The sequence below is a fragment of the Runella limosa DSM 17973 genome (assembly GCF_000482465.1).
Classification (GTDB): Bacteria; Bacteroidota; Bacteroidia; order Cytophagales; family Spirosomataceae; genus Runella; species Runella limosa.
In genome coordinates, this window is the sequence record NZ_KI519429.1 from 53,012 (window position 1) to 76,719 (window position 23,708).

Consider the following 23,708-nt stretch of genomic DNA (forward strand, 5'->3'; position numbering starts at 1 on the left):
TCAAAAAAACCATGATGACAACCCTTCTCATTTTAGCCGCCCTCGCTTTGGGAGGTTATTTTTACATGCAACAGCCGCAATTTGGGCGAAATCCTGAGGGAGCGCACCTTGAGAAAATCAAAAAATCGTCTCATTACAAAGAAAAAGGTTTCCAAAATCAACACCTTACCCCCGACCTTGCCGAAGGCACTACCTACTGGGATATTCTCAAAGCCTATTTTGTCAAAGTCGAAAATAAAGAGCCTAACCAACCCCTCCCGTCGGTTAAAACCGATTTAAAAAATCTTCCCAACGATGCTCCTTCGGTGGTTTGGTTTGGACATTCATCGTATTTCTTAAAGGTTGAAGGAAAAACTATTTTGGTAGATCCTGTTTTTAGTGGAAATGCCTCACCTGTTTCTTTTTTTGGTTCCAACTACGGCGGCAGTAATGTCTATTCCTTGGATGATTTTCCACCCATCGACCTCCTCATTATTTCACACGACCACTACGACCACCTCGACTACCCAACCGTCAAAGCCCTTCAACCCAAAGTAAAACAAGTAGTTACATCGCTGGGTGTAGGGTCGCACTTACAACATTGGGGTTATTCTCCTTCACAAATCAATGAGTTAGACTGGTGGGAAAACACAACCGTTGCCGATTCGTTAGAAATCACCGCCGCGCCCGCCCGCCATTTTTCGGGCAGAGGGTTTAAACGTGCCCAAACGTTTTGGTCATCCTTTATTTTAAAAACACCCCAATACAACCTGTACCTTGGGGGAGATTCAGGATATGACACCCATTTTAAAGAAATTGGCGAGAAATACGGGCCGTTTGACTTAGCGATTTTGGAATGTGGCCAGTACAATCACATGTGGAAATACATTCACATGATGCCCGAAGAAGTAGCCCAAGCAGCCGTTGAACTAAAAGCAAAAACACTTTTACCCGTTCACTGGGCCAAGTTTACCTTAGGTCTCCATCCGTGGATGGAACCCATCGAGCGTGTTACCAAAAAAGCACAAGCGCTAAACGTTCCAATAACAACCCCTATGATTGGCGAAGTGGTACAAATTAATCGCCATTATCCTAACAAGGCTTGGTGGAAATAACTTTTGGTGAGGTATTCCCAAATAAAAAGCGCTTCTAAGTTTGATACTCAGAAGCGCTTTTTGCTTTGAATGAGTACGATGCTCACTCCGCTATGCTATCAAAATGAAGACTTTTTCCTTAAAATGCAGGCGTTAGGTTGAGGGCTTCTACTTTTTTGATTTCGGGTACCGATTTCAAAATAGCCTCTTCCAAGCCTGCCTTAAACGTCATTGAAGACATAGGACAAGCACTACAAGCACCCGTGAGCTCCAACATTACGGTCATGTCATCCGTAATTTCTTTCACTTTGACGTTGCCCCCATCCGCCTCCAAATACGGACGAATGCTATTGAGGGCATTTTCCACGCGTGATTTTAATTCTTCCATGAATGTTTGTATTAACCTGTGATTAAAACGCTAATATGTACATTTTTTCATTGCCAATCAAGGTTCGGACTTTTCTACACCCGAATCTCGACCTGTTTGGTTTTGGCCTGAGTCGCATTCCGAATGGCCACCTGCTGCGCCAAACTTTCGGCTGCTTCTTGAAATGCAGCTTTTGTAATTTCATCTTCACTCAAAAACGCTGGGCGGCCTTCATCTCCTCCTTCACGAATCCCCTGTACCAACGGAATTTGCCCAATGACTGGAACATCAAACTTTGACGCAAGTTCTTTTCCTCCATCTTTTCCAAACAAGAAATACTTATTGTTGGGAAGTTCGGCAGGGGTAAAATAGGCCATATTTTCAACGACCCCAAGCACAGGAACATTGATTTGCGGCTGACGGAACATTGCCAAACCTTTGATGGCATCGGCCAAGGCAACCTTCTGAGGCGTTGTCACAATTACTGCTCCCGTAACGGGCAATGCTTGCACCAACGTCAAGTGAATGTCACTTGTGCCAGGCGGCAGGTCAATCAACAAATAATCTAATTCGCCCCATTCTACATCACCAATCAACTGTCGCAATGCCGTACTCGCCATCGGGCCGCGCCAAACAGTGGCACTTTCGGCAGGCACTAAGAAGCCCATCGAAATCAGTTTGATTCCCCATTGCTGAATCGGCATCATCAGGTTGCGCCCATCACGCGTCACAATGCGAGGCTGCATATCTTCGGCGCCAAACATCACAGGCATCGAAGGCCCGTAAATATCAGCATCCAAAATGCCTACTTTTGCCCCCGCACGCAACAACGCCATGGCCAAATTGGCCGTCACCGTCGATTTTCCTACACCTCCTTTGCCTGATGCTATGGCAATGATATTTTTTACTTGTGGCATCACAGGCCCGCCCGAACGAGTGGTCGTAATATCGGCCGTCATGTTCACATTGACCCGAATATGATCGCCAAAAAACTTATGAATGGCATCCGTACAATCTTTGCGGATGAGTTCTTTCAACGGGCAAGCGGGAGTCGTTAGCACCACCGTAAAACTTACCAAGTCAAGCCCTGTTTCTACGTCTCGAATCATGCCGAGCGTTACAAGGTCTTTTTTAAGATCTGGCTCTTGTACAGTACTGAGCGCTTGAAGTATTTTTTCTTTGTTAATCGTTAGGTCACCCATTGTAATGACGGTATCCCTAGTTCGGGTACACTTTTGCTATGATAGGACTGGTCAATTTTTTTAACTAACCCCAAAAGTACAAGGAAAGTTTGCTAAACCCCTAACACCGTCCTTGAAAACAGGTTGAACGCATTAAAAAAAGTAGCCTCAGCGAGGCTAAATCTTAGTAGAAAAAAAGGGTAAAGGCCATCCAAAAGCCCCATCGGGGTGACATCTTTCACCGAACGTCGGCCGCCCCGACGAAGGTTTTTTGGGGGGGGATTTGATTCATTTTTCTACGAAGATTTAGCTCCTCTGGAGCAATCAACAGCTACTCTAGAATGCGTTCAACCGTCCTTGAAAAGTAGATTTGGCTCAGATTACGTATAACCTGAGCCACGATTATTTTTTCACGGGTACTAAACGAAATACAAAACCTGGATCTTCAACCCCTACATAGATATAACCGTCGCGACCCATTTGTACGTTGCGCAAACGACCGAGGTTTTCGAGCAAAATTTCCTCTTTTACTACTTTTCCGTTTTCCATTTTACAACGGTTGAGGTACTTAAAACGAAGCGAACCTACCAACAAGTCGCCCTTCCAAGCAGGGTATTTATCGCCCGTCACAAACGCCATCCCGCTCGGGCCAATCGACGGAATCCAGTACAAATTAGGCTGCGCCATGCCTTCTTTGGCCGTTAGTGGCGTCAACACCGTTCCGTCGTAATTGATACCGTACGAAATCGTAGGCCAACCGTAGTTGACATTTTTTCGAATCAAATTCAACTCATCGCCACCGCGTGGGCCGTGTTCATGTTCCCACATTTCGCCCGTCGTAGGGTGCATGGCCAAACCTTGCGGATTGCGATGCCCAAACGAGTATATCGACGCAATCGCTTTGTCTTGTTTGACATACGGATTATCGGCAGGAATGCTTCCATCGTCATTGATTCGGTGAATTTTTCCACAGGCATTTTCAACCGACTGCGGAAAGAGCGGCTGGTGCTGCCCACGATCACCCACTGATACAAACAAGAAGCCGTTACGATCAAACTCCAAACGTGAACCATAATGGTGGCGCGTTTTTAAGTAAGGCAATGCCTCAAAAATTACTTTTTGGTCGGTTAGCATGTTTCCCATGAGTCGGGCACGCATAACGGCCGTGGTAGAAAGTTTTGTTCCATCAACCGTTTTAAAAGCCGAATAAGAGAAATAAATCAGTTGGTTTTGGGCAAATTTAGGGTGAAGTTCCACATCAAGTAGTCCCCCCTGACCTTCGGCCAGCACCTCAGGCCCACCCGTTACTTTTTCCTTCTGTTTATCTCTATCCACCCGATAAATACTGCCGTTACGGTCGGTAATGAGCATATCACCATCGGGCAAAAATGTCATTCCCCACGCACTACTCAACCCACTGGCAATGGTGTCGAGTTTCACGGTCATATCTTCCGATGTAAAAATATTTGATTTAGGTTTTGACGCAAAGCTGTACTTGCTTGCTTTATCGAGTCCCTCCAAAATATAGTCGGCTAAGGCGTTGATATCCTCTTTTTTGAGCGACTTCCCCCACGCAGGCATCCCATTGTCGGGGTAGCCGTTGGTGATACTTTTGATTAAATCGTCCTTCGTTTTGCCATGTTTCCACTGGCGATCTACAAACATTTCTACTTTTTCGCCGTGACAACCTGAGCAGAAATTTTTGTAGTTGTTGGCAGCCGTTTCAAAAGCGGCAGGTGTAGCCACATACTCGGTGGTGGGCTGGGGTTGATGCGTCAGTTGGCTGGCCAAAATCACGGTTGCCGCCACTGAGCTAATCGCTGCGTATTTAAACATGTTTGAAATAGATAGGGGTTGGTTTTTTGATGTAAATTAAGTAGAAATCCTGTTGTCTTTAACCAATTTCCCCAAAATTGGTTTTCCATCCTGCGTGAGAAGGGTTGCTCACAACCCGACTCGCTACCTCAAAAGCAATTTTAATATCAGGAAATTACTCGGGTTGTGAGCAACCCTCAGCACGATAATTACTCGGGTTGTGAGCAACCCTCTGCACGGTAACCCAACCCTTCCCACATTAACGTAAAAGCAATATAGTGTCAGAAAAGGTAAACAAAGTCGTAGCGTCAATTGAGAAAGAGGCATTACTTTTGTAGCTTCAAAACAATCCAGCGGAGCTTTTTCTCAAAAGTTTCCATTTACGAAATGACAGACATTGCAGTAATCTTTGACATGGACGGCGTTATTGCCGACACCAACCCCACTCACAACATCGCTTGGCGTAAATTTTTGGACCAATACGCCATCGTTCCGACCGAAGAAGAGCTCCAAAACCACATGTATGGCAAGCACAACAGCTACATTTTGAGCTATTTTTTCAAAAAAAACGTAGAAGGAGCCGAACTTACTCAACTCCAATTTGAAAAAGAAGCGCTTTTCCGCGAGTTATATGCTTCCATTGCCGAGCCGATTTCTGGGCTCTTGCCTTTTTTGAAAGACCTCAAGCAAAATAATGTCAAAACAGGTATTGCTACTTCTGCCCCATTTGAAAACTTAGATATGATGGTGGAACGCATTCCATTGTTGGGGCAAATAATGGAATCAATGCTCTCAGAAAGGGACGTTACCCAGCACAAACCCAACCCAGAAGTTTACCTCAAAAGCGCCGAACGTTTGGGAATTTCTCCTGACCGCTGCGTGGTTTTTGAAGACTCAGTTTCGGGAGTAAAAGCAGGACTCGCCGCAGGCATGAAAGTTGTGGGTGTTACTACCTCGCATAGTCCGAATGAGCTTCCGCCCTGTAGTGCTTATATTGCCAATTACGATTCGTTGAACTTCGATTTCGTAAAACAATTGCTTTCTTAATTTGGTATGACAACTCACTTAAAAACGTACTTTACCAACCAGCGCAGCCTGGCCATTGGAGCTATCTTTGCGTCGGTGGGGTTTCTGTTTGGAAATTGGGTCACGTGGATTCCTTTTGTTAAACAAAAATATGGCTTAGACGATGCGCAGCTTGGCATGCTCTTGTTGAGTTTGCCCTTGGCTTCGACGCTCACTAACCCTCTTTCTACGCTGGTTATCAATCGTTTCGGCATGAGAACCACCACCCTTGGTGGACTCGCGGGGATGGCCTTGGTTTATCTACTGCCTGTCAATGTTCCTGCACTTTGGATGACCTCCATTGCACTCGGACTTTTAGGCATTGGCATTGCCTTTACCAACGTAGCCATGAATACCTGCGTTACGGCGATTGAAAAACAAGACGGGACGTTTATTATGTCCACGTCACATGGCATGTTCAGCGGCGGCGGGATGATAGGTTCGGCTTTGGCCAGTGTCTTGATGGGCTTTAAAGTCCCTCCTGCGGTACACGTTTCCATCATCACCCTCACAATTCTAACCATCATTGTTTTGGCTCGGCCCATCATCATGGGCATTCACGAAGAAAAGCTCAAAAGCGAAGGAGGTGCTAAATTTGCTTGGCCCAACCGCGTATTGGTGGGGATGATTGCCATCTCACTTTGTACCAACATCACCGAAGGTACCATGTCTGATTGGACGGCTGTTTACATGCGTGAGGTGGTAGAAGCCAACGACTTTTTTATTGGTTGGGGTTTTGCTTGTTATGCTTTTTTTATGGCTTCTGGACGGTTTATTGGTGATGCGCTTATTCCACAATACGGCAGCCGAAAAGTGCTTGTTACGGGTGGAATCATCGCCGCATCAGGCATTCTCATTGCCGTGTTTTTCCCCTATACCCTCACGGCTATTTTAGGCTTTGGGTTGGTTGGAGCAGGCGTATCGTGTGGAGCACCTATTTTATACGGAAGTGCAGCCCGCGTCCCAGGCATGGCAAAAGGCGCTGGACTAGCCACCATGAATACTTTTAGCTTGGCAGGTTTTTTAGCTGGCCCAGCCCTCATTGGCCTCATTTCCAACGCCGTCAGCCTTTCATTTGCCATCGGCATCGTGGCCATCTTAGCCCTCATTTGGTCATTACTTTCCAACAAAGCCCAGTTGTACTAAGACTTCCCAAATGCTCCCCACCCACACTTTTACCTTTTCGCTACCCGTTTGGCGACTTATTTTTGACACAATTCCTGCGGAGACAACGTCTTCTTTATTGGCGGTTGAACTTCGGAGCAAGTCGGGGGTTGAATGGGCGGTAATTGACGTAGAAAATAATGCTGTTCGTTGGCAAAAAACAATCGCTGATACCGATTGGTGGACCAGCCTGATTGGGTTTTATTCGGGGGTTTTGTTGTTTCATACGTATGCAGGTAGCGAACAACCCGCTCCCAAATCACTATTGGCCATCAACGCCGAAACGGGCGCATTGCTTTGGAAGCTAGACGGGTATTCCTTTGTAGCTACCAACGGACAGTTGCTCCAAACTGCACAGACCCAAAGCGATTTGCAGCTAAACATCACGCACAGGCATTTACGAGACGGAAGCCTTTCGGCAGCTTCCGTCCTTGAGCAACCAGCTACGAATGCTTCTTGGCGCTTTCCTACCGAACACCCCGAAAGCAGCCCGTACTATTCGGTTATCGGTCAGTTTATCCAAAAAATAATTGGCAAAACACCCCAAAAAGCCCTAAATTATGGGGAAATTGGTGGACATATTTTGTTTTTTCAGTATCTTTACCACGCTAACGCAACTGCTCTATCCCGCTCTATCTTGGTCGTAAATACATCAAAAACGGTGCTTCACCACGAAACCCTTGAAACCGACGTGACGAGTACTGCTTTTGGTGAGTCTTTTTACAATGAGCACCATTTAGTGTATTTGAAAAATTTACAAGAATTAGTCGTTATAAAATTGCCGAAACCATGATTACGCGAGTTGGATGTTGCCTTGTAGTAGTAGCGCTGTTGATGGGAGCAAAGGCCATGGCTTCTCCCTTTACATTCGACTCTACGGGCATCGAGAATAAAAATGGGAAAACGTACGTCATTCACAAAGTAGAACCTGGCCAAACCCTCTACGCAGTGATGCGTAAGTACCAAACCACCATTAAGGCATTGAAAGATGCCAACCCAGGAATGAAGGACAACCTTTCCGTTGGGCAAGTGGTGCGTGTCCCTGCCCGCTCGGGCGGTTCACCAGCAAAAACCGCCGCCAAAGAACCCGAAAAGACGGATAAAAAACCCGAAGGAAGTAAGCTCGTTCTTGATTACGAAATTCAGTCGAAGACCTCTCCCGTTGTCAAAGTAGATGAAGACAAAAGCAAAGAGGGTGACACCAAACCTACCGCCACCCCGACGGAAGAACCCGAAAAGGAAGACGTAAAACCTGCCCCCATTTCGGCACCTAAAACAGGCTTACACAAAGTAGAAGGCGGACAATCGCTGTACGGAATTGCGATTAAATATGGCGTATTGATGGCTGATATCCGTCGTTGGAACGGACTTACCTCTGACCAACTTCGCTCGGGGCAAGAGTTGATTGTTTCGGAAAATACTTATCAAGATTATCTCAAGAAGAACAAATTGGATTCGGTGAAACTGACCGAAGCCAAAAAGCCAAGCGAAGAGAAATTGCCTCCGCCGCCCGTTCGCCCCGAAGACCCGACTAATGCCAATCTGCCCGAACCTAAAATTGCCAACACAGGCAAACGTATCATGGAAACGGGAGTAGCAGAGGTATTGGACGGCACCGACAACAACAGCAAATATTTAGCCCTCCACCGCACCGCACCCGTGGGGTCGTTGATTCAGGTCAAAAACATGAACAATAGCCAAAGTGTTTGGGTCAAAGTGATTGGCAAACTTCCTGATATCAGCGCCAACAACCGCATTATTATCAAATTGTCGGCCCGTGCTCAAGAAAAACTTTCGCCAGGAGGCAAACAATTTATTGCCGAAATCAGCTATTTGGCGCAATAACAACACGGCTACTTTTTAGCCTTACAAATGCGTTGATGAATGAAAAGCTTAATTTATCCGTTGTTGGTATTCGCCAGTTTTGTGATTGCTACGTTTTTGGTGTTCCAAAACCTCGAAACCGTCTTTGCGGATAAATTAAATACGCTTGTGCACTATCCGTGGCAATTTGGTGCTTTGAGTACCCTCTTGCTTGCTTCTGATTTACTTTTGCCCGTCCCTTCTATTTTGGTCATGTATTTCAACGGCTACGTACTTGGGACGTTGTCGGGTACGCTTGTTTCCTTGGCAGGGCTAATGTTAGGCTGTGTGGCAGGTTACTATTTGGGCAAAATGGGCAGTAAAAAACAGTCGCAGGTTTCAACGCACCGCGCCTTGCTCTTTCTAGAAAAATACGGTCCCTTGGCAATTCTTTTGTCAAGGGGCATTCCAATTCTCTCCGAAAGTATTTGCGTTGTTTGCGGGTTCAACAAAATGCCTTTCAATCAATACTTCATCTATAACCTCATCGGTTATCTCCCACTTTGTGTGCTTTACGCCTACTGTGGTAGCATCGGTTACGACCAAAACAACTTTATGCTCACCCTAGGATGTTCTGTTTTGTTAGGAATTTGTTTTTGGTTTTTTGGAAAAAAGCTCACAAAACCCGCAAACGCCTAAACTCCATTTGTCATCCCCCCCACTCGACATTCTGCAATCTGCATTCGACACTCACAATTGTCTTAAATAGCTAATTTTCGCAATAAGATGGTCTTCCTGACTGCGCGTATCTAGGCGAGTGGTTGATTGAAACTCCCGTTTGTTGAATACGATGTAAATAAACGACAACGGCTGGTATTCCCACGAAAGGCGGATGTTGTAATTATTGGCTTGGGTGTCGGTATTTCTTTGGTAAAAACCAATCAATTGCAAACGCGGATTTGCGGCAAAACGCCCTTCTATCGACCACAAATCAATGTTTTTAGAAGTATGATTGGCACCGACATTTTTGAAAGTATTCCGATTGTACCTTCCCGTGATTGAAACGTGCGGAATTGGCGCTACTAACATACTGAAGTTGGTCGTATTCAGTTTACCGTTATAATACGTTCCGTATTCACCGTTCCAATTAAAGCTTACTTTTTTGGAACCATCACTTCCCCAATAGACAGCATGGCGCGTATAATTATAGCTTCCTGCGTTGATTTTTACCCCCAACGGACTAAACGACTCGGTCAAATACTGGTAAGTTGGTGTCATGATGTGACCCATAAAACCACCCGATTGCAGCATTATCCAAAAGGGACTTAACCCGTACGAACGTTCAATCAAACGCCCTGTACTCGCTTGGTGGTAAAACTCAACCAACAAACTAGGCTCTACCGAACGGATGATTTTTTTGAAAGGCACGTGCTTACCCCGATAAAACCAAAATATACCTGGGGTAGTCCCGATGACGTCAGAACGCGAAGTAAATCCAACCGCAGGGTTATATGATTTTGAAATGAGCGATTGCGTCCACCATATTTTCCATTGGTTGGTGGCGTAAAAATACTGTGCCGCACCCGCTGCACCCGTCACGTTGCCCTTCGTATCATGGCTGACGTTAAGCATCCAATTGAGGGAATGCGCCTCGTCAAAGCGAACAAAACCGTCCACATTACCCACAATATTGGTATTTCCTGAATCATTTTTGACCGTTACCAATGCCCCCAAACGACTTTGTTTGCCCAGGTTTTCGGAATAACGTCCGACAAAATAATTGGTCAGCGGCGAGGAGGCCGACCCTCGCTGACGGATATACATGGCCCCGTAGTTTGTTTTGGCCGAACGACTCACAAAGCGCGCACCTGCATCAATTGGGATCGGATTACCTGTTCCGTCTAACCCAATTTGACGACTAAAAAACGGTTGAATGCGCATCGTTCCTCCCGACATATCCGACGCAGGCCCGATTCCAATCCCAAACAGCGAGGCATTTTCTAAGAAAAACTGACGACGCTCGGGAAACAACACCGAAAAACGTGTAACGTTGTTGACTTGTCGGTCGGCGTCGGCCTGCGCAAAATCAGTATTGAACGTCAAATCCAAGACCGCTCGCGAATTTACCGCCCACTTTATCTCACCTCCTACTTTTACCGCCGCATCTTCGGGTTTTCGGCCGTCAATTTGTCGATAACGGTCGTAGGAAGTCAAAAAGTAAGGTTGTATGCGGACGTTGGCCGTGGGCAGAGGCGGTTGAAGCCCTTTGATGATACCCGCATAGTCCATACGCAAGACATTAAACGAACGTGGGAAAGGCGAAAACGCGTAGTTTTCGTTGGTCATGCGACGCCCACGATTAACATTAAAGCCCCAACTTTGGGTTTCTGTATCTGATTTTGCGTAACGTAATGTTTTCCAAGGAATGGCAAATTCGGCTACCCAACCTGAGTCCGAACGCGTCGTCCGAACCCGCCAAAGCCCATCCCAATCTAAGTCAATATACGTAGCATCAAAAGACAAGAAATCGCGCTGCACGCCGTGGGGATTGGTGGTAAAGACCATCGCGTTTCGGCGGTCGTTGAAACCATCGATACTCATTCCCACAAAATCAGAGGTTCGGGTGTTAAAATCGCGCTTGAAATCAATAACGCGTACGGATTTTTTGCCCAAAGTATCGCGGTTAAAAACGCCCAAATACAGATAGTTTTGGTTGAATAAAGCCCGAATTTCGGTGTGGTGACGGGGTTTGTCTCCTTGGCGGGGGTCAACTTCAATAAAATCGCTTTTGGGCTTGGCCAACTGCCATTCTTTGTCGTTCAAATGACCATCTACTTTGAGGTTATTTGAAATCTTCACTGCCTCAAATTCTTTGCGAACCGAATCAGGTTTAAACAGTTGAACATCTTGCGAAAAACAGCAGAATGACAGCAGGCACAGTACCAGCGTAAAGGTATAATTCATGGATGAAGCGGAATTGGACACAAAAGAAATCGCAAGTTAGCACTTCTATTTCAATAACCTTTCACCCAAACGAGGGGATATACGTCAGTGTGCCGTCGGATGCTCACATCCGACGCTCAATAAACATTTCGGTTATAAGTAACCGAAAACACAAAACGTGCCGTCGGATGCTCACATCCGACGAAAATAAAAAGAGGCTTTCCAAAAAGTCTGGTATCACCAAATTATCTTCGGTTTCTGTTCAACCTCACCCCCTAAATCCCCCTCTCCTTTCTGGAGATGGGGACTTTTTAAGCCCTTCTCCAGAAAGGACGGGGCCGCCCGAGCGGAAGGGTTGGGATGAGGTTGAAACCAAAGAATATTTTGTAACCTGTGACTTTTTGGACAACCTCTTTTTGCAAAGAAGTTCTTAGAATTACTCTTCGTCTCCTTCGTCGTTACGAAACGAATAAAGCGTTGTATCGAGCTTGAGAGTGCCTTTGTTGAAGTTATTCACAAAATCAGTAATGACTTCTTCCGTTACTGCTTCTACATTCAGGCAAGCATCTAGTCCTACGCCGTACTCAAATTCCGTGTCGATTTCCAAATGCTCTTTCACTTTCACTTCTTCTTCTTCTTCAATCGCCTCAATCAGCTCAGTGATAAGCTCTTCTGCTTCTTCTTCCTCTTCGGGCTTGATTTTGTAGCCTGGGCCACGTTCATCCAACGGCAAGTATTTTGGGAATACTTTTTGAGCTTGCGCTACGGCTTTCTCGTACACCAAACTGCTGTGGTGGAGGCGTAACGTATAAATAATGGCATCATAAATGACTTCTTGGCCTTTGTATTCGCCAACAAACTGAACGTGAGCCAGTTCGTCATTTTCTGCCATGCTTTCGTCTTCGTCATCGCAATGAACAAAGTTCATGCCTTCTTCTTTGCATTCCTCCCGTAGTAATTTTATTTCTTCGGGATTGTAACCTTCGTTTGTCATTGATAAGTAATTTTAGCCGCGGCAAAATTAGCCGTTTTTAGGCAGCTATTTGTGTATGACCTCATCATTTTTTACTAACCAGCTAAAAATCGTAGAGTTAGCCAGTGTTTTGGCGGGGCCTGCGGTGGGTATGTTTTTCGCTGAACTAGGCGCAAACGTCATCAAAATCGAAAATAAAAAAACGGGGGGTGACATGACTCGCTCGTGGAAACTCCCTTCCGAAAACCCCGCTTTGGCTACTTCAGCCTACTATGCCAGCGTCAATTGGAACAAGCAGGTATATTTTCTGGATTTGGAAGATACCACCGACCGCCAGCAAGCCTACGAACTGCTCCAAGACGCCGACATTGTCATTAGCAATTACCGCACGGCAGTGGCACAAAAATTGGGGGTAGATTACGAAACTCTATCACAACGACATCCCAACCTAATTTTTGCCCAACTTAACGCCTTTGACGACACCAGCGAGCGCCCAGCATTCGACGTAGTGCTGCAAGCAGAGGCGGGTTTTATGTTTATGAATGGAGAAAAAGAAGGCCCTCCCGTCAAAATGCCCGTGGCTTTGATTGACGTTCTGGCTGCTCACCAGTTGAAGGAAGGAATATTGTTAGCCCTTCTGCGACGTTATCAAACAGGACAAGGGTCGTACGTTTCTACGTCGTTGTTTGAATCGGCAGTAGCTTCGCTCGTCAACCAAGCGACCAACTGGCTCATGGCGAATCACATTCCGCAGCGCATGGGCACCCAACATCCCAACATCGCCCCCTACGGCGACTCCTACGTTTGCCTAGACGGAAAAGTTATCTTGTTGGCGGTGGGTACTGAAAAGCAATTTAGGAACCTATGTCAAGTGATACAACACGACGAGTTAGTAGCGCTTTATCCGACGAACGCTTCTCGGGTTCAAAACCGCACCGCCTTGAACGAGGCATTAGCACAAGCCATCGGTCAACTGAATTCACAAGAACTTTTATCACAATTGGAAAAAGCGGGCGTTCCTGCGGCCTCCATCAGAAACATGCAAGAAGTGTTTGAAGTCCCAGCGGCGCAAGCGATGATTTTGGAAGAAAAACAGGCCGATGGCAGCGTCAGCAAACGCGTCAAAACCGTCGCTTTTGAGCTAAAATAGTAGATTTTGCCGTAGGGCGTCCTTATACACCAAATCAATTAACCGAATGAAAAATACCATCGCAATTTTAGCCCTTGCCTTTTTACCGTTGGTAAGCCACGCGCAAGAGGAAGTGAATCAACTGATAGCACCAGGCGCAACCCTTCAGCAAATTTCTAAGCAATTTAAGTTTACTGAAGGACCCGCCGTTGATAAAAAAGGCAATATTTTCTTTACCGATCAGCCCAACGACAAAATCTGGAAGTACGACACCGAAGGAAATTTGGGTGTGTACATGGAAAAAACGGGGCGTTCTAATGGCTTATTTTTTGACAAAAAAGGAAATATCATTTCTTGTGCCGACGAAAAAAATGAAATGTGGCAAATTTCCTCTAAAGGCGAAGTAACGGTTCTTTTTTCGGGCTATCAGGGCAAAAAACTCAACGGCCCCAACGACCTCTGGATTACGCCCAAAGGGGGAATTTACTTCACCGACCCCTTTTATCCGCGTGATTATTGGGAACATAAAAAGCCTGAACAAGAAAAACAAAGTGTGTATTTTTTGCCTAAAGGCGCAAAAACGCCCATTTTGGTGGATGATAACCTGAAACAACCCAACGGCATTGTGGGAACGCCCGATGGCAAACACCTTTTTGTGGCCGACATCCGTGACCAAAAAACCTATAAATACGACATCAACAAAGATGGAACGCTCACCAATCGCCAACTTTTTGTGGCACAAGGCTCGGACGGAATTACGCTCGACAACCTAGGAAATTTGTACATCACAGGGCGCGGCGTAACCGTCTATGACCCTACGGGAAAAAAACTAGGCAATATTCCGATTCCGTCGGGCTGGGTGGGTAATGTTTGTTTTGGCGGCAAAAACCGCAATGTGTTGTTTGTCACCGCATCAGAATCTATTTATACGCTCAAAATGCAAGTCAAAGGAGTTGAATAACATGAAAAGGCTCATTTTTTCGGTCTTAATGCTGGGAATGGGTGTCGCTTGGGGGCAAAAAACACCCTCGCGTCCCAACTTCGTCATTATCATGGCCGACGACCTTGGTTTTAGTGACATTGGCTGCTACGGAGCCGAAATCAAGACCCCTAACCTCGACAAACTTGCTTCAAAAGGCGTAAAATTCACCCAGTTTTACAACGCCGCCCGCTGCTGCCCAAGCCGAGCGTCGTTACTGACGGGCATGTATCCGCACCAAGCAGGTATGGGGACGATGGTCGTGACCAAAGTCAAAGACCGCTCCAAAGAAACACCTACCCAAGGTTGGTTGAGCAAACAAACTGTAACGATGGCCGAATTACTCAAATCGGCAGGTTATCAAACCTATATGTCGGGCAAATGGCATGTGGGTGAAGAACGTCCAGATTGGCCTTTGCAGCGCGGTTTTGACCGCTATTTTGGACTTATTAGCAGAGCAACCAGTTACTACGAAGTACTCCCTGGGCGAATTTTGCTCGAAGACAACGAACCGTACAAAATCCCCGAAAAGTTTTATTTGACCGACGCCATTTTGGACAAAGCCATTGGCTACATTGACCAAAATCAAGGTTCCAACCAACCGTTTTTTCTCTACGTTGCCTACACCGCGCCTCATTGGCCGCTTCACGCCCCCGAAGAAGACATCGCCCAATACCGTGGTAGCTACCTCAAAGGCTGGGATGCACTCCGCGCTGAACGCCTAAAGAAACAATATCAGTTGGGCGTATTTCCCAAAAAATATGCCCTTTCACCCAAAGAAGCCGACCTTCCCGATTGGTCTTCGGTGAGCAACAAAGACCAATGGGACTTAAAAATGGCGGCTTATGCTGCCATGGTCAGTCGCATGGATGCGGGTATTGGAAAAATCATGGACAAACTCAAAGCCACGGGGCAATGGGACAATACGGTCATTGTTTTTCTGTCCGACAACGGCGCTTGTGCCGAAGTGCTCAACGACCGCGCCCAGCACGACCTCGGCGAAAAAGCTTATGCTGAATCGTTGACCAAAAAAGCGGGTGAAAAAGGTTCTTACACTACATACAGCAAAGAGTGGGCAGCTTTAGGCAATACGCCTTTTCGAATGTACAAACAATTTACGCACGAGGGTGGCATTGCTACTCCCATGATTGTGCATTATCCTGCGCTCGTCAAAAAACCATTTCAGACGCAGCAAGTAGGTCATATTATGGACATTATGCCCACTTGTTTGGAATTAGCAAAAGCAACCTACCCAAGCCAATACCAGCAAAATTCAATCAAGCCTTTGGAAGGGAAGAGTTTAGTGCCTATTTTGGAAGGGAAAACCCGTACTCCCCATCCTTATTTGGCGTGGGAACACTTTGACTGTCGAGCCGTTCGGCAAGGAAAATGGAAATTGGTATGGTCCAAAGACACCAAAAAATGGGAACTTTACGATATGGAAAACGACCGTTCGGAACTTTACGACCTTGCCACCTCTCATCCTGCCAAAGTACAAGAATTAAAAGTTTTGTACAGCGAATAGACGGCCAAAGTGGGTGCCACCAAAGGAGAATAATCTCCCGTTAGCCTTCCAACCTTTATGCAACAGTTAGAACAATTTTTACGCGAAATAGGCCCCGTTTACGCTGCTTTGATTGCCACTACATTTACGTGGTCAGTTACGGCGCTTGGCGCCTCCTTGGTTTTTTTCTTCAAAACCATGCACCGAAGTGTCCTCGATGCCATGTTAGGTTTTACGGGTGGCGTCATGGTCGCGGCCAGTTTTTGGTCACTATTAGCACCCAGCATTGAGCAATCTGAAAAACTATTCCCCAGCGTCCCTTGGATGCCCGCTGCCGTGGGTTTTCTACTTGGCTCGCTGTTTATCTATTTTTTAGACAAATTTACCCCTCACTTACACATCAATTTTGGAGAAAACGAGAGCGAAGGAATGAAAACACAATGGCACAAAACCACGCTGTTGCTGTTGGCTATTACCCTTCATAACATTCCCGAAGGATTGGCGGTGGGGGTATTGTTTGGCGCAGCTACCATCAGCGGCGGCGACCATTTGCTATCGGCGGCTATCACGCTTGCGATTGGCATTGGGATTCAGAACTTCCCCGAAGGATTTGCCGTAGCCATGCCGCTTCGTCGGCACGGGGTAAGTCGCTGGAAAAGCTTTTGGTATGGCCAACTATCCGCCATTGTTGAACCCGTAGCGGGTGTTTTGGGGGCTGTCGCGGTCATTTATCTCCAGCCTGTTCTTCCTTTTGCCTTGGCGTTTGCAGCAGGAGCCATGATTTACGTGGTGGTGGAAGAAGTAATTCCCGAAACCCAACGTGACAAATACACCGACATTTCTGTGCTTGGTTTCATCTGTGGCTTTGTGGTCATGATGATCCTGGATGTTGCCCTTGGTTAAACCATTTTGTATTCATACATACAAAAAGAAGGCCGTCGCTGCAATAGCGACGGCCTTCTTACTCAATGATTTATATGATTAAAATTAGATAACTTTAACGTTAACCGCATTTAGACCTTTTTTACCATTTTCCACATCAAAAGACACATTGTCATTTTCACGAATATCATCAGCAAGGCCTGATACGTGTACAAAAATGTCTGCGCCACCATTGGATGGAGTAATAAAACCAAATCCTTTGGTGTCATTAAAAAACTTAACTGTTCCTTCTTGCATTGTATTATCTTTAAAGTATTGATTCTCAAAGGTAAGAATATACATTGGATATACCTAATTTATTCCTTTTTCTTTTGGTAAGTATTTTTCAGCCTGTGTCCAAAATTATTTTGTTTACCTTTAAAAAAAATAAAACCACCATTATATATGAGAGCTTGTCTTTACCTTTTTATTAGTACTTTCTGCCTTATTTTTCTTAATAATCTTCACGCCCAAACCACGCATCCATTCACCGAAGGGTTGGTAGTTGGCCCTTGCCACCAATACGGTCGCGAAGCCATTTACACCGACCAACTTACCTACCAACTCATCCAAAAAACCTTTGTTAAACCCGCCGAAGGCGCCGTTTTACTCACCAATGACAAAGGGCAGGAGCTAAAATGGCAAAAAATAACGGCTGACACTGCCAAACGTTTTCGCCACGCGGCCATGTCCAATGGTTACGTTTATTTGACCTACCAATCGCCCAAAGAAACGGTGGCACTCCTCAACGTGGCGGGTCATGCGGGGCTGTATTTTAACGGCATTCCGCGCGGAGGCGATGCCAACCGCTATGAGTATATGTATAGCCCCGTAAAAATTAAAAAAGGACTAAACGAGTTGATAGTGCGCGTCGGTATGGGCGGACGCTTCCAAGGCATTTCTGCCAGATTGGTTTTTCCCGAAAAACCCATTTCTCTAAGCCTTCCCGACATTACCCTCCCCCACGTGGTTTTGGGAGAAAATAGCGAGCCGATTTGGGGAGGAATTGTTCTTTTTAATGCCACTGAAAAACCACTTACGGGACTAAAAATCAAGGCGTTGGTACAAGGTAAAGAAATAACTACTGACCTTCCAACCATTACTTCCCTCAATTCACGTAAAGTTGGTTTTAAAATAGATGCCAGTGCCGTTACGCAACGCGGTGACGGCACTTGTGAGGTCTCTGTACTCCAAAATGGCAAAGTAGTTGACACCAAAACCCTTACTTTACAAGCAGTTAACAACAAAGAGCATTACAGTCAAACCTTCGTTAGTGGCATTGACGGGAGTGTGCAATACTACGGAGTAGCGCCCCAAAAAGGAGAAAAAACGGATACCTCAGCCTTGTTCCTCTCGGTACACGGAGCGGGTGTAGAGGCCATTGGGCAAGCACGCGCCTATAAACCCAAAGAATGGGGAACGCTCGTAGCCCCCACCAACCGCCGCCCACGCGGATTCAACTGGGAAGACTGGGGACGCTTAGACGCGTTGGAAGTATTGGCGATTGCGGAGAAAAAATTTCAGCCTCATCCACAAAAGATTTACCTGACAGGCCACTCCATGGGCGGCCACGGAACGTGGTATTTGGGAGCTACTTTTCCTGGCAAATGGGCGGGGATTGCCCCTTGTGCGGGTTATCCAACCCTGATGGGCTACGGCTCGGCCGATGGCAAAATTCCAGAAAACAGCACCAATCCAGTTGAGCAATTGTTACTCCGTGCCAGTAACCCAAGCAACGTCATGGCCTTGGCCCAAAACTACAAAGCCAGCGGTATTTACATCCTCCACGGCGACGCCGACCGCACTGTTTCGGTAGAATACGCTCGCACGATGCGCAACACCTTGGGCGCTTTTCACAACGATTTTTCGTACTATGAATACCCCAATGGCTCGCACTGGTACGGCGACCACAGTGTGGATTGGGCACCGCTTTTTGATTATTTCAAATGGCACCGTTCAAAAAAAGCCGAAGACGCTGACGTCTTAGATTTTACCACCGCAAACCCTGCTATTTCTTCGCACTACCATTGGATTGGGGTGGAACAACAAATTCGTCCGTTGCAATACAGCCGAATTCAGGCAAAACGAATGCTGAACGAGAAGACGCTGGCCATTACCACCGACAACGTACAAACCCTTACGGTGCATCCTTCGGCGTTTTTGGCGAATCAGTCTTTTAAGCTAAAAATTGACAATCAGGAAATTACGGGCACTTTCCAGTTGAACAACCAACCTTTGTATTTTGCAAAAAAAGACAAATGGGAAGCCACCGAAAAACCGTCGATTCAGCAAAAAGGAGCGCACCGCAACGGGACGTTCAAAACGGCTTTCAACCATCGGATGGTCTTTGTGTATGGAACAACAGGTAGCAAAGAAGAAAACGAATGGGCTTATAACAAAGCACGTTACGACGCTGAAACTTGGTATTACCGTGGCAATGGCGCGGTAGATGTGATTTCGGACAAAGAGTTTTCGTTGGCAACCTATGCCGACCGTGGTGTGGTTGTTTTTGGCAATGCTACTACCAACAGTGCTTGGAATTTAGTATTGGGTCAATGTCCGATTCAGGTTCAAAAAGGCAGCATGAAAGTTGGCAACGAAACCCTCGCGGGCGACGACCTAGGCGGATACTTTATTTACCCTCGTCCTGACAGTCCCCTAGCCTCAGTAGCAGCCGTCACAGGTACGGGTTTGGCAGGGATGATGGCAACCGAATCGAACCAGTATTTTACGGGCGGAAGAGGCTTCCCCGACTATTTTATTTTCAGCGCTGCCATGCTCAAAGAAGGCACAAAAGGCGTTAAAATGGCGGGATTTTTTGACAACCAATGGCAATTTTCTCCAACCGATGTGGTAAAAGTGCCGTAAAGAAATCATCGAATTTGGCCACAAACAGGCGGCTACTATGTAGTAGCTCTTGTTTGTGGCCATTTATTTGGTTTATTTCCCCAACGCAATCTTGATGTGCGCCAAATGGTGTTTGGCGTGCCACGCGCCCATGTCCAAAGCATCAATCAACTTGATGTTGATTTGGCGAAGCGGGTGGTAATACCCCTTTTGAAAATCATCTTCCGACATTTGTTCCATCAAATTCGTCCAGCGGGCGTGGGTTCCTTCAATCATTTGCAAAGAGAAACCGATAGGAGCCGTTTTGGCTTCTTCCATCGTTGCCCACGCATCAATTTTGGCCACGACGCCGTTGGGACTATCTTCAGTCAAGGCGTGCTTAAAACGGATGTAATGTAACAAGTGCATGTCTGCCACGTGGTGAATCAACTGCTGAATGGTCCAACTTCCTTCGCGGTATTGTTTTTGCAAATCGTCGTGCGAAAGTTGTTCAGTCAACGCCCGATACTCCGCAGGAATGGTCTTCAGCGTTGTCAGGCGTTCTTGTATTTCTTCAGCGGTGTAGTCTCCTTTGGGCGACCATTTCCCAATCGGAAATTGGAGTGATTGAATGTCCATGAGTGTGTATTATTTTAAATTTTCTTCAAACCATTTTACGCGTTCTTTCAATTCTTCAATCGTTTCTTGCATTTCTGACCCCGCTTTTAGGTATTCGTTGGGATACTCATCTTTGAGATACTCCATTGTAAGGAAATAAATGGGTTTTAGACGATCTTTTAATTCGGGGGTTTCTTCAAATAGATTATATGCTGTATGGTATTGCTTTTTGTAAAGTAGAAAAACAACAAAAAGCACAAAAATAAAAGATTGTGTTTTTGAATTTTGGAGGTCAAAAATGGGCAATAATTGATCCGCATTAGATTTTAATACTATATATAGAAACTCCATTAATTGTGCCGCTGATGAATATTTTCCTATAATTTCCTCTATTTGTTGTAAAGGGAGTAGTTGATTATTAGCCATTATATCCTCTAAATCATTTGATAGAGAAGTCTCAATCGCTTTTTGAGCTTCAATATACCTCAAGTATTTCTCAATATTGTTTTTGGATATAGTAGTTTTTATCTCACTATTTAATTTATTTATTATATTTTCAAGTCGTCTTTTGGGTAGTTTAAAAGTATTAGCAACCCCTATTTTTGTTATATGGAAAAGTTGATCTGTCAAACTTTTTATTTCACTTGTATTTGCATTTTTTTGTTGTAAATATGTAATTGATTTATTCAATATTTTTATTTTTTCTTCATACAGATTCCCATTCTCCACCATCGAATAAGCCAACGCCCTATCAAAAACAGTATTCAGTTCATACGTTCCTTTTTCCAGATTATTCTCAAAACGTTCAAAGAGTTCTTTCAAATCGTTGGTATCGCACCAGCCTTCCAGAAATTTCACAAACCAAATCACCCGTTGTTTATCTTGACGAGTGGAGTAGCGCATGAGGTACCAAATATTGAAAAATCGTTCTTGCAGGCGATAAAGATGATTTCGTCCCTTAGCACGTGGTTCTATTTCAATAATCTGGTTATCAACCAATTGTTTGAGTTGAGCCGATATTTGGTTAGTTTTTAACCCTTGTCTTTCTGAGCGAGCCAATTCGGCAATCTCGCTTACGGTTACGGCATCCCACGCCCGTGCCACGGCATCTACTAGGAGTTGCTGCTGCGGTTTGAGGTCGTCCATGCGGTGTTTATAGAGCGGCGTTACGCGATCAAGAATCATCTCTAAGTCCTTGAAACTGTCCTGTTTTTCGTTGTCCATAAAGACATCAAAGAGCATCACCATTGTGCGTATCACCCCACCAGATAATTTTCTCATCACTTCAATTCGCGCACGCCCCGTCGCAATCATTTCTTGAAATGACTCGCTTCTTCCTTCGTTTTCGGCCAATTTTTCAAAAAGTGTAATGGTCTCGTCAGTGGTCATACCTTTGAGCCGAATCTGATAAAAGAAGTCAAAAAATGGCTCTTTGTAATCAAACGTATGTTCGAGCAAGGTGGCAGATGCCCCTACCAATCGCAGGTAGGGTGAATTCATCAGGATATTTCGGAGGCGGTGCGTAGCTGTTTTGCCAATTTTCTCTAAAAACTGTCCAAAATTGTCATGAAAAACAATGATTTTTTGTTGATTTTTTTGCAAATAATTCACCAAAACTTCAAAGGCTTTTTGGTCATAATCGGTTTCAAATTCATGCGTCCGCATTTCACCCAAAAGTGTTTGATAAGCGGTATAATCTTCGGCTAAAATTTTAGCGATATGCTCAAAAAATGCTGCCAAATCAGGCATCGAATACTGCTCTTCATTAAATAGAACAGGAAGAAGCCACTTACTGAGTTGTTCATCCTCCAATACTGCATATTTAAGGCGTAATAAAAGCGTAGTTTTACCCATACCTCTTTGCCCCAAAATCATATAATGCTGCGACGGATGTTGCATTAAATCCTCTTGAATATCCGCAAAGATTTGTTTAAAAATGGCTGTTCTTACTACAAACTCAGCAATGAGTTGTTGCGGCTCTTTTTGAGGGGGATTAAATAGGTATTTGAGCTTTTTATCAGACATTTTTTGACCACCATTTTTTTAAGATTGGAGAGTAAAATCGCCACTGTTTCTCGTTGGCTTCGGCAATGTAGCCGTCGTATTCGAGGGTGAGCAAAATATTTTTAAATGAATCTTCCAATTGATGTTTTACTGCTAAATCATAAAGTTCTAATTCCGAAACAGATACAGCTTCAGTAAGTTTCTTTAGTAATTCGTGGACTAATGCCAACTCGTTTCGATTAAAGACTTGACTCAAACGTCCCCGATAATGCTCAAGATAAATGCTCCCGTTTAGTATGAGCTCATTGAATGCTTGATCAATAAACGATTGGTTTACTTCGCGCTCCTCAATACGGTATAAATCTCGTATTTCTTTGATTGCTAACTGAATATGAAACGGAATGAGCCATTCTATTTTTTCCTTTAATAAATAAACCAAAACGTCTTCCGAGGTTTCGATTTGATAACTTTTGAGCAATACTCGTGCTAAGTCTAAGGCATCCCTGAGTGGAAGTGGGCGTAGTTTATAGGTTTGAATATCATTAACATCGGCAGTTGCGTTTAGTTTCTTAACCACCGAGAGGAGCCCAATTGAGCCAGTATAAATGAACTTTATTTTTTGATTGTATTTGTCATTTTGGCGAATAGCACGATTTTGCTTCAAGAAATTCCGAGCCGCTTGCTCTCCTTGTTCATCTCGAATGTGTTCAATGGTTACGGGAAATTCATCTACCATCAGTAAGATGGTGCGGTTATCTAAATCCACTTTTTCAAGAAAATCTTTGAATTTTTCGTAGTAATCAATCTTTTCGTCTGATTTATCATTAAAATCTATCTTGACTCCACCAATTTCAACATTTTCGATACTACTAAAAAAGCCTTTAAGTTTTTTGCCTGCCTTCTCAATTGTTTTTAAAAAGCGGCTCTTATTTTCAATATCAAAGATGGCTTTTAATAACACTTTGAAAAAAGTTTGGCTATCGCTCACGTCTTCCGTATCTACATAAACGCAATAGTAATCTTCCGAAGGGTTGTCTTTGATGTAATGAATAATTGAGGTTTTACCAACCCTTCTTGGAGCAGAAAGTAGAAGATTTTGCCCTTCTTCAAGGGCTTCGTAGATTTCCGCGATTACCTTATCTCGTTGAAAAAAATTGTCTCCAGTTGCTGTTTTTCCAATACTTAGCTTCATCTCTGCATTTTTTTTATTGCAAAAATATTCTGCAATATTTTTATTGCAAAACTTTCCTGCATTTTTTTTATTGCAGAACAGACTCGTCGGGTTGTGAGCAACCCTCTTCACGATTCAACAAAAAAAGGGAGCAAAAATGCTCCCTTCCTCG

Annotated in this window: 20 protein-coding genes; 11 read left to right on the forward strand and 9 right to left on the reverse strand. The window is 44.9% G+C overall.

Annotated elements, in window-relative coordinates:
• Nucleotides 1-11: 11 nt before the first annotated feature.
• Nucleotides 12-1,094 carry an MBL fold metallo-hydrolase gene (locus K339_RS0128915; RefSeq protein WP_028526716.1) on the forward strand — a complete coding sequence of 361 codons (1,083 nt, stop codon included), beginning with the start codon at nucleotides 12-14 and terminating at the stop codon, nucleotides 1,092-1,094.
• Nucleotides 1,095-1,212: 118 nt separating this feature from the next.
• Here K339_RS0128915 and K339_RS0128920 read toward each other — a convergent pair whose 3' ends face one another.
• The 3 genes from K339_RS0128920 to K339_RS35190 form a co-directional block, all read right to left on the reverse strand.
• Nucleotides 1,213-1,461 carry a NifU family protein gene (locus K339_RS0128920; RefSeq protein ID WP_206019723.1) on the reverse strand — a complete coding sequence of 83 codons (249 nt, stop codon included), beginning with the start codon at nucleotides 1,459-1,461 and terminating at the stop codon, nucleotides 1,213-1,215.
• Nucleotides 1,462-1,535: 74 nt separating this feature from the next.
• Complete coding sequence (locus tag K339_RS0128925) at nucleotides 1,536-2,642, reverse strand: Mrp/NBP35 family ATP-binding protein (protein WP_028526718.1); 1,107 nt, start codon at nucleotides 2,640-2,642, stop codon at nucleotides 1,536-1,538.
• Between the two features lie 381 nt (nucleotides 2,643-3,023).
• On the reverse strand, nucleotides 3,024-4,457 hold the full coding sequence (locus K339_RS35190; protein WP_037302193.1) for a PQQ-dependent sugar dehydrogenase: 1,434 nt from the start codon (nucleotides 4,455-4,457) through the stop codon (nucleotides 3,024-3,026).
• Between the two features lie 366 nt (nucleotides 4,458-4,823).
• Between K339_RS35190 and K339_RS0128935 the strand changes: the two genes are divergently transcribed.
• From K339_RS0128935 to K339_RS36335, 5 genes are read left to right on the forward strand one after another with little or no spacing between them, the layout of a single operon-like run.
• Nucleotides 4,824-5,483: an HAD family hydrolase gene (locus K339_RS0128935; RefSeq protein ID WP_028526719.1), complete on the forward strand. Its 660-nt coding sequence runs from the start codon at nucleotides 4,824-4,826 to the stop codon at nucleotides 5,481-5,483.
• 6 nt (nucleotides 5,484-5,489) lie between these two features.
• Nucleotides 5,490-6,647, forward strand: coding sequence for an MFS transporter (locus K339_RS0128940; protein WP_028526720.1), 1,158 nt, complete (start codon nucleotides 5,490-5,492; stop codon nucleotides 6,645-6,647).
• Nucleotides 6,648-6,657: 10 nt separating this feature from the next.
• Complete coding sequence (locus K339_RS0128945; protein ID WP_028526721.1) at nucleotides 6,658-7,458, forward strand: DUF4905 domain-containing protein; 801 nt, start codon at nucleotides 6,658-6,660, stop codon at nucleotides 7,456-7,458.
• On the forward strand, nucleotides 7,455-8,510 hold the full coding sequence (locus K339_RS35195; protein ID WP_051398327.1) for a septal ring lytic transglycosylase RlpA family protein: 1,056 nt from the start codon (nucleotides 7,455-7,457) through the stop codon (nucleotides 8,508-8,510). Before K339_RS0128945 ends, K339_RS35195 begins: the two co-directional genes overlap by 4 nt.
• Before the next feature lie 39 nt (nucleotides 8,511-8,549).
• Nucleotides 8,550-9,167, forward strand: a complete 618-nt coding sequence (locus K339_RS36335) for a TVP38/TMEM64 family protein (RefSeq protein WP_051398328.1) — start codon at nucleotides 8,550-8,552, stop codon at nucleotides 9,165-9,167.
• A 51-nt stretch (nucleotides 9,168-9,218) separates the two neighbouring features.
• On the opposite strand, the gene K339_RS0128960 is transcribed toward K339_RS36335, so the two are convergent.
• Entirely contained in the window at nucleotides 9,219-11,432 is a 2,214-nt protein-coding gene (locus tag K339_RS0128960; RefSeq protein ID WP_028526722.1) for a carbohydrate binding family 9 domain-containing protein, read from the reverse strand.
• A 415-nt stretch (nucleotides 11,433-11,847) separates the two neighbouring features.
• Entirely contained in the window at nucleotides 11,848-12,405 is a 558-nt protein-coding gene (locus tag K339_RS0128965; protein WP_028526723.1) for a hypothetical protein, read from the reverse strand.
• A 55-nt stretch (nucleotides 12,406-12,460) separates the two neighbouring features.
• Here K339_RS0128965 and K339_RS0128970 point away from each other — a divergent pair, with 55 nt between their 5' ends.
• The 4 genes from K339_RS0128970 to K339_RS0128985 are packed head-to-tail and all read left to right on the forward strand — an operon-like array spanning nucleotide 12,461 to nucleotide 16,899.
• Nucleotides 12,461-13,534 (forward strand): CaiB/BaiF CoA transferase family protein, encoded by a 1,074-nt coding sequence (locus K339_RS0128970; protein ID WP_028526724.1) that lies wholly within the window; start codon nucleotides 12,461-12,463, stop codon nucleotides 13,532-13,534.
• A gap of 46 nt (nucleotides 13,535-13,580) precedes the next feature.
• Complete coding sequence (locus K339_RS0128975; RefSeq protein WP_028526725.1) at nucleotides 13,581-14,474, forward strand: SMP-30/gluconolactonase/LRE family protein; 894 nt, start codon at nucleotides 13,581-13,583, stop codon at nucleotides 14,472-14,474.
• A 1-nt stretch (nucleotide 14,475) separates the two neighbouring features.
• The gene (locus tag K339_RS35210) at nucleotides 14,476-16,017 is read left to right on the forward strand and encodes an arylsulfatase (RefSeq protein WP_051398329.1); all 1,542 of its coding nucleotides are present in this window, start codon (nucleotides 14,476-14,478) and stop codon (nucleotides 16,015-16,017) included.
• A 57-nt stretch (nucleotides 16,018-16,074) separates the two neighbouring features.
• Nucleotides 16,075-16,899: a ZIP family metal transporter gene (locus K339_RS0128985; protein ID WP_028526726.1), complete on the forward strand. Its 825-nt coding sequence runs from the start codon at nucleotides 16,075-16,077 to the stop codon at nucleotides 16,897-16,899.
• 84 nt (nucleotides 16,900-16,983) lie between these two features.
• Here K339_RS0128985 and K339_RS0128990 read toward each other — a convergent pair whose 3' ends face one another.
• Nucleotides 16,984-17,175: a cold-shock protein gene (locus tag K339_RS0128990; protein ID WP_028526727.1), complete on the reverse strand. Its 192-nt coding sequence runs from the start codon at nucleotides 17,173-17,175 to the stop codon at nucleotides 16,984-16,986.
• A gap of 147 nt (nucleotides 17,176-17,322) precedes the next feature.
• On the opposite strand from K339_RS0128990, the gene K339_RS0128995 reads away from it, so the two are divergent.
• Nucleotides 17,323-19,785: an alpha/beta hydrolase-fold protein gene (locus tag K339_RS0128995; RefSeq protein ID WP_028526728.1), complete on the forward strand. Its 2,463-nt coding sequence runs from the start codon at nucleotides 17,323-17,325 to the stop codon at nucleotides 19,783-19,785.
• Nucleotides 19,786-19,857: 72 nt separating this feature from the next.
• On the opposite strand, the gene K339_RS0129000 is transcribed toward K339_RS0128995, so the two are convergent.
• The 3 genes from K339_RS0129000 to K339_RS0129010 are packed head-to-tail and all read right to left on the reverse strand — an operon-like array spanning nucleotide 19,858 to nucleotide 23,557.
• Nucleotides 19,858-20,382, reverse strand: coding sequence for a YfiT family bacillithiol transferase (locus K339_RS0129000; protein ID WP_037302195.1), 525 nt, complete (start codon nucleotides 20,380-20,382; stop codon nucleotides 19,858-19,860).
• A gap of 9 nt (nucleotides 20,383-20,391) precedes the next feature.
• A complete protein-coding gene (locus tag K339_RS0129005) occupies nucleotides 20,392-22,386 on the reverse strand; it encodes an ATP-binding protein (RefSeq protein WP_028526730.1) in 1,995 nt (664 codons plus the stop codon).
• Nucleotides 22,379-23,557, reverse strand: a complete 1,179-nt coding sequence (locus K339_RS0129010; protein WP_028526731.1) for an ATP-binding protein — start codon at nucleotides 23,555-23,557, stop codon at nucleotides 22,379-22,381. Before K339_RS0129010 ends, K339_RS0129005 begins: the two co-directional genes overlap by 8 nt.
• Nucleotides 23,558-23,708: the final 151 nt, after the last annotated feature.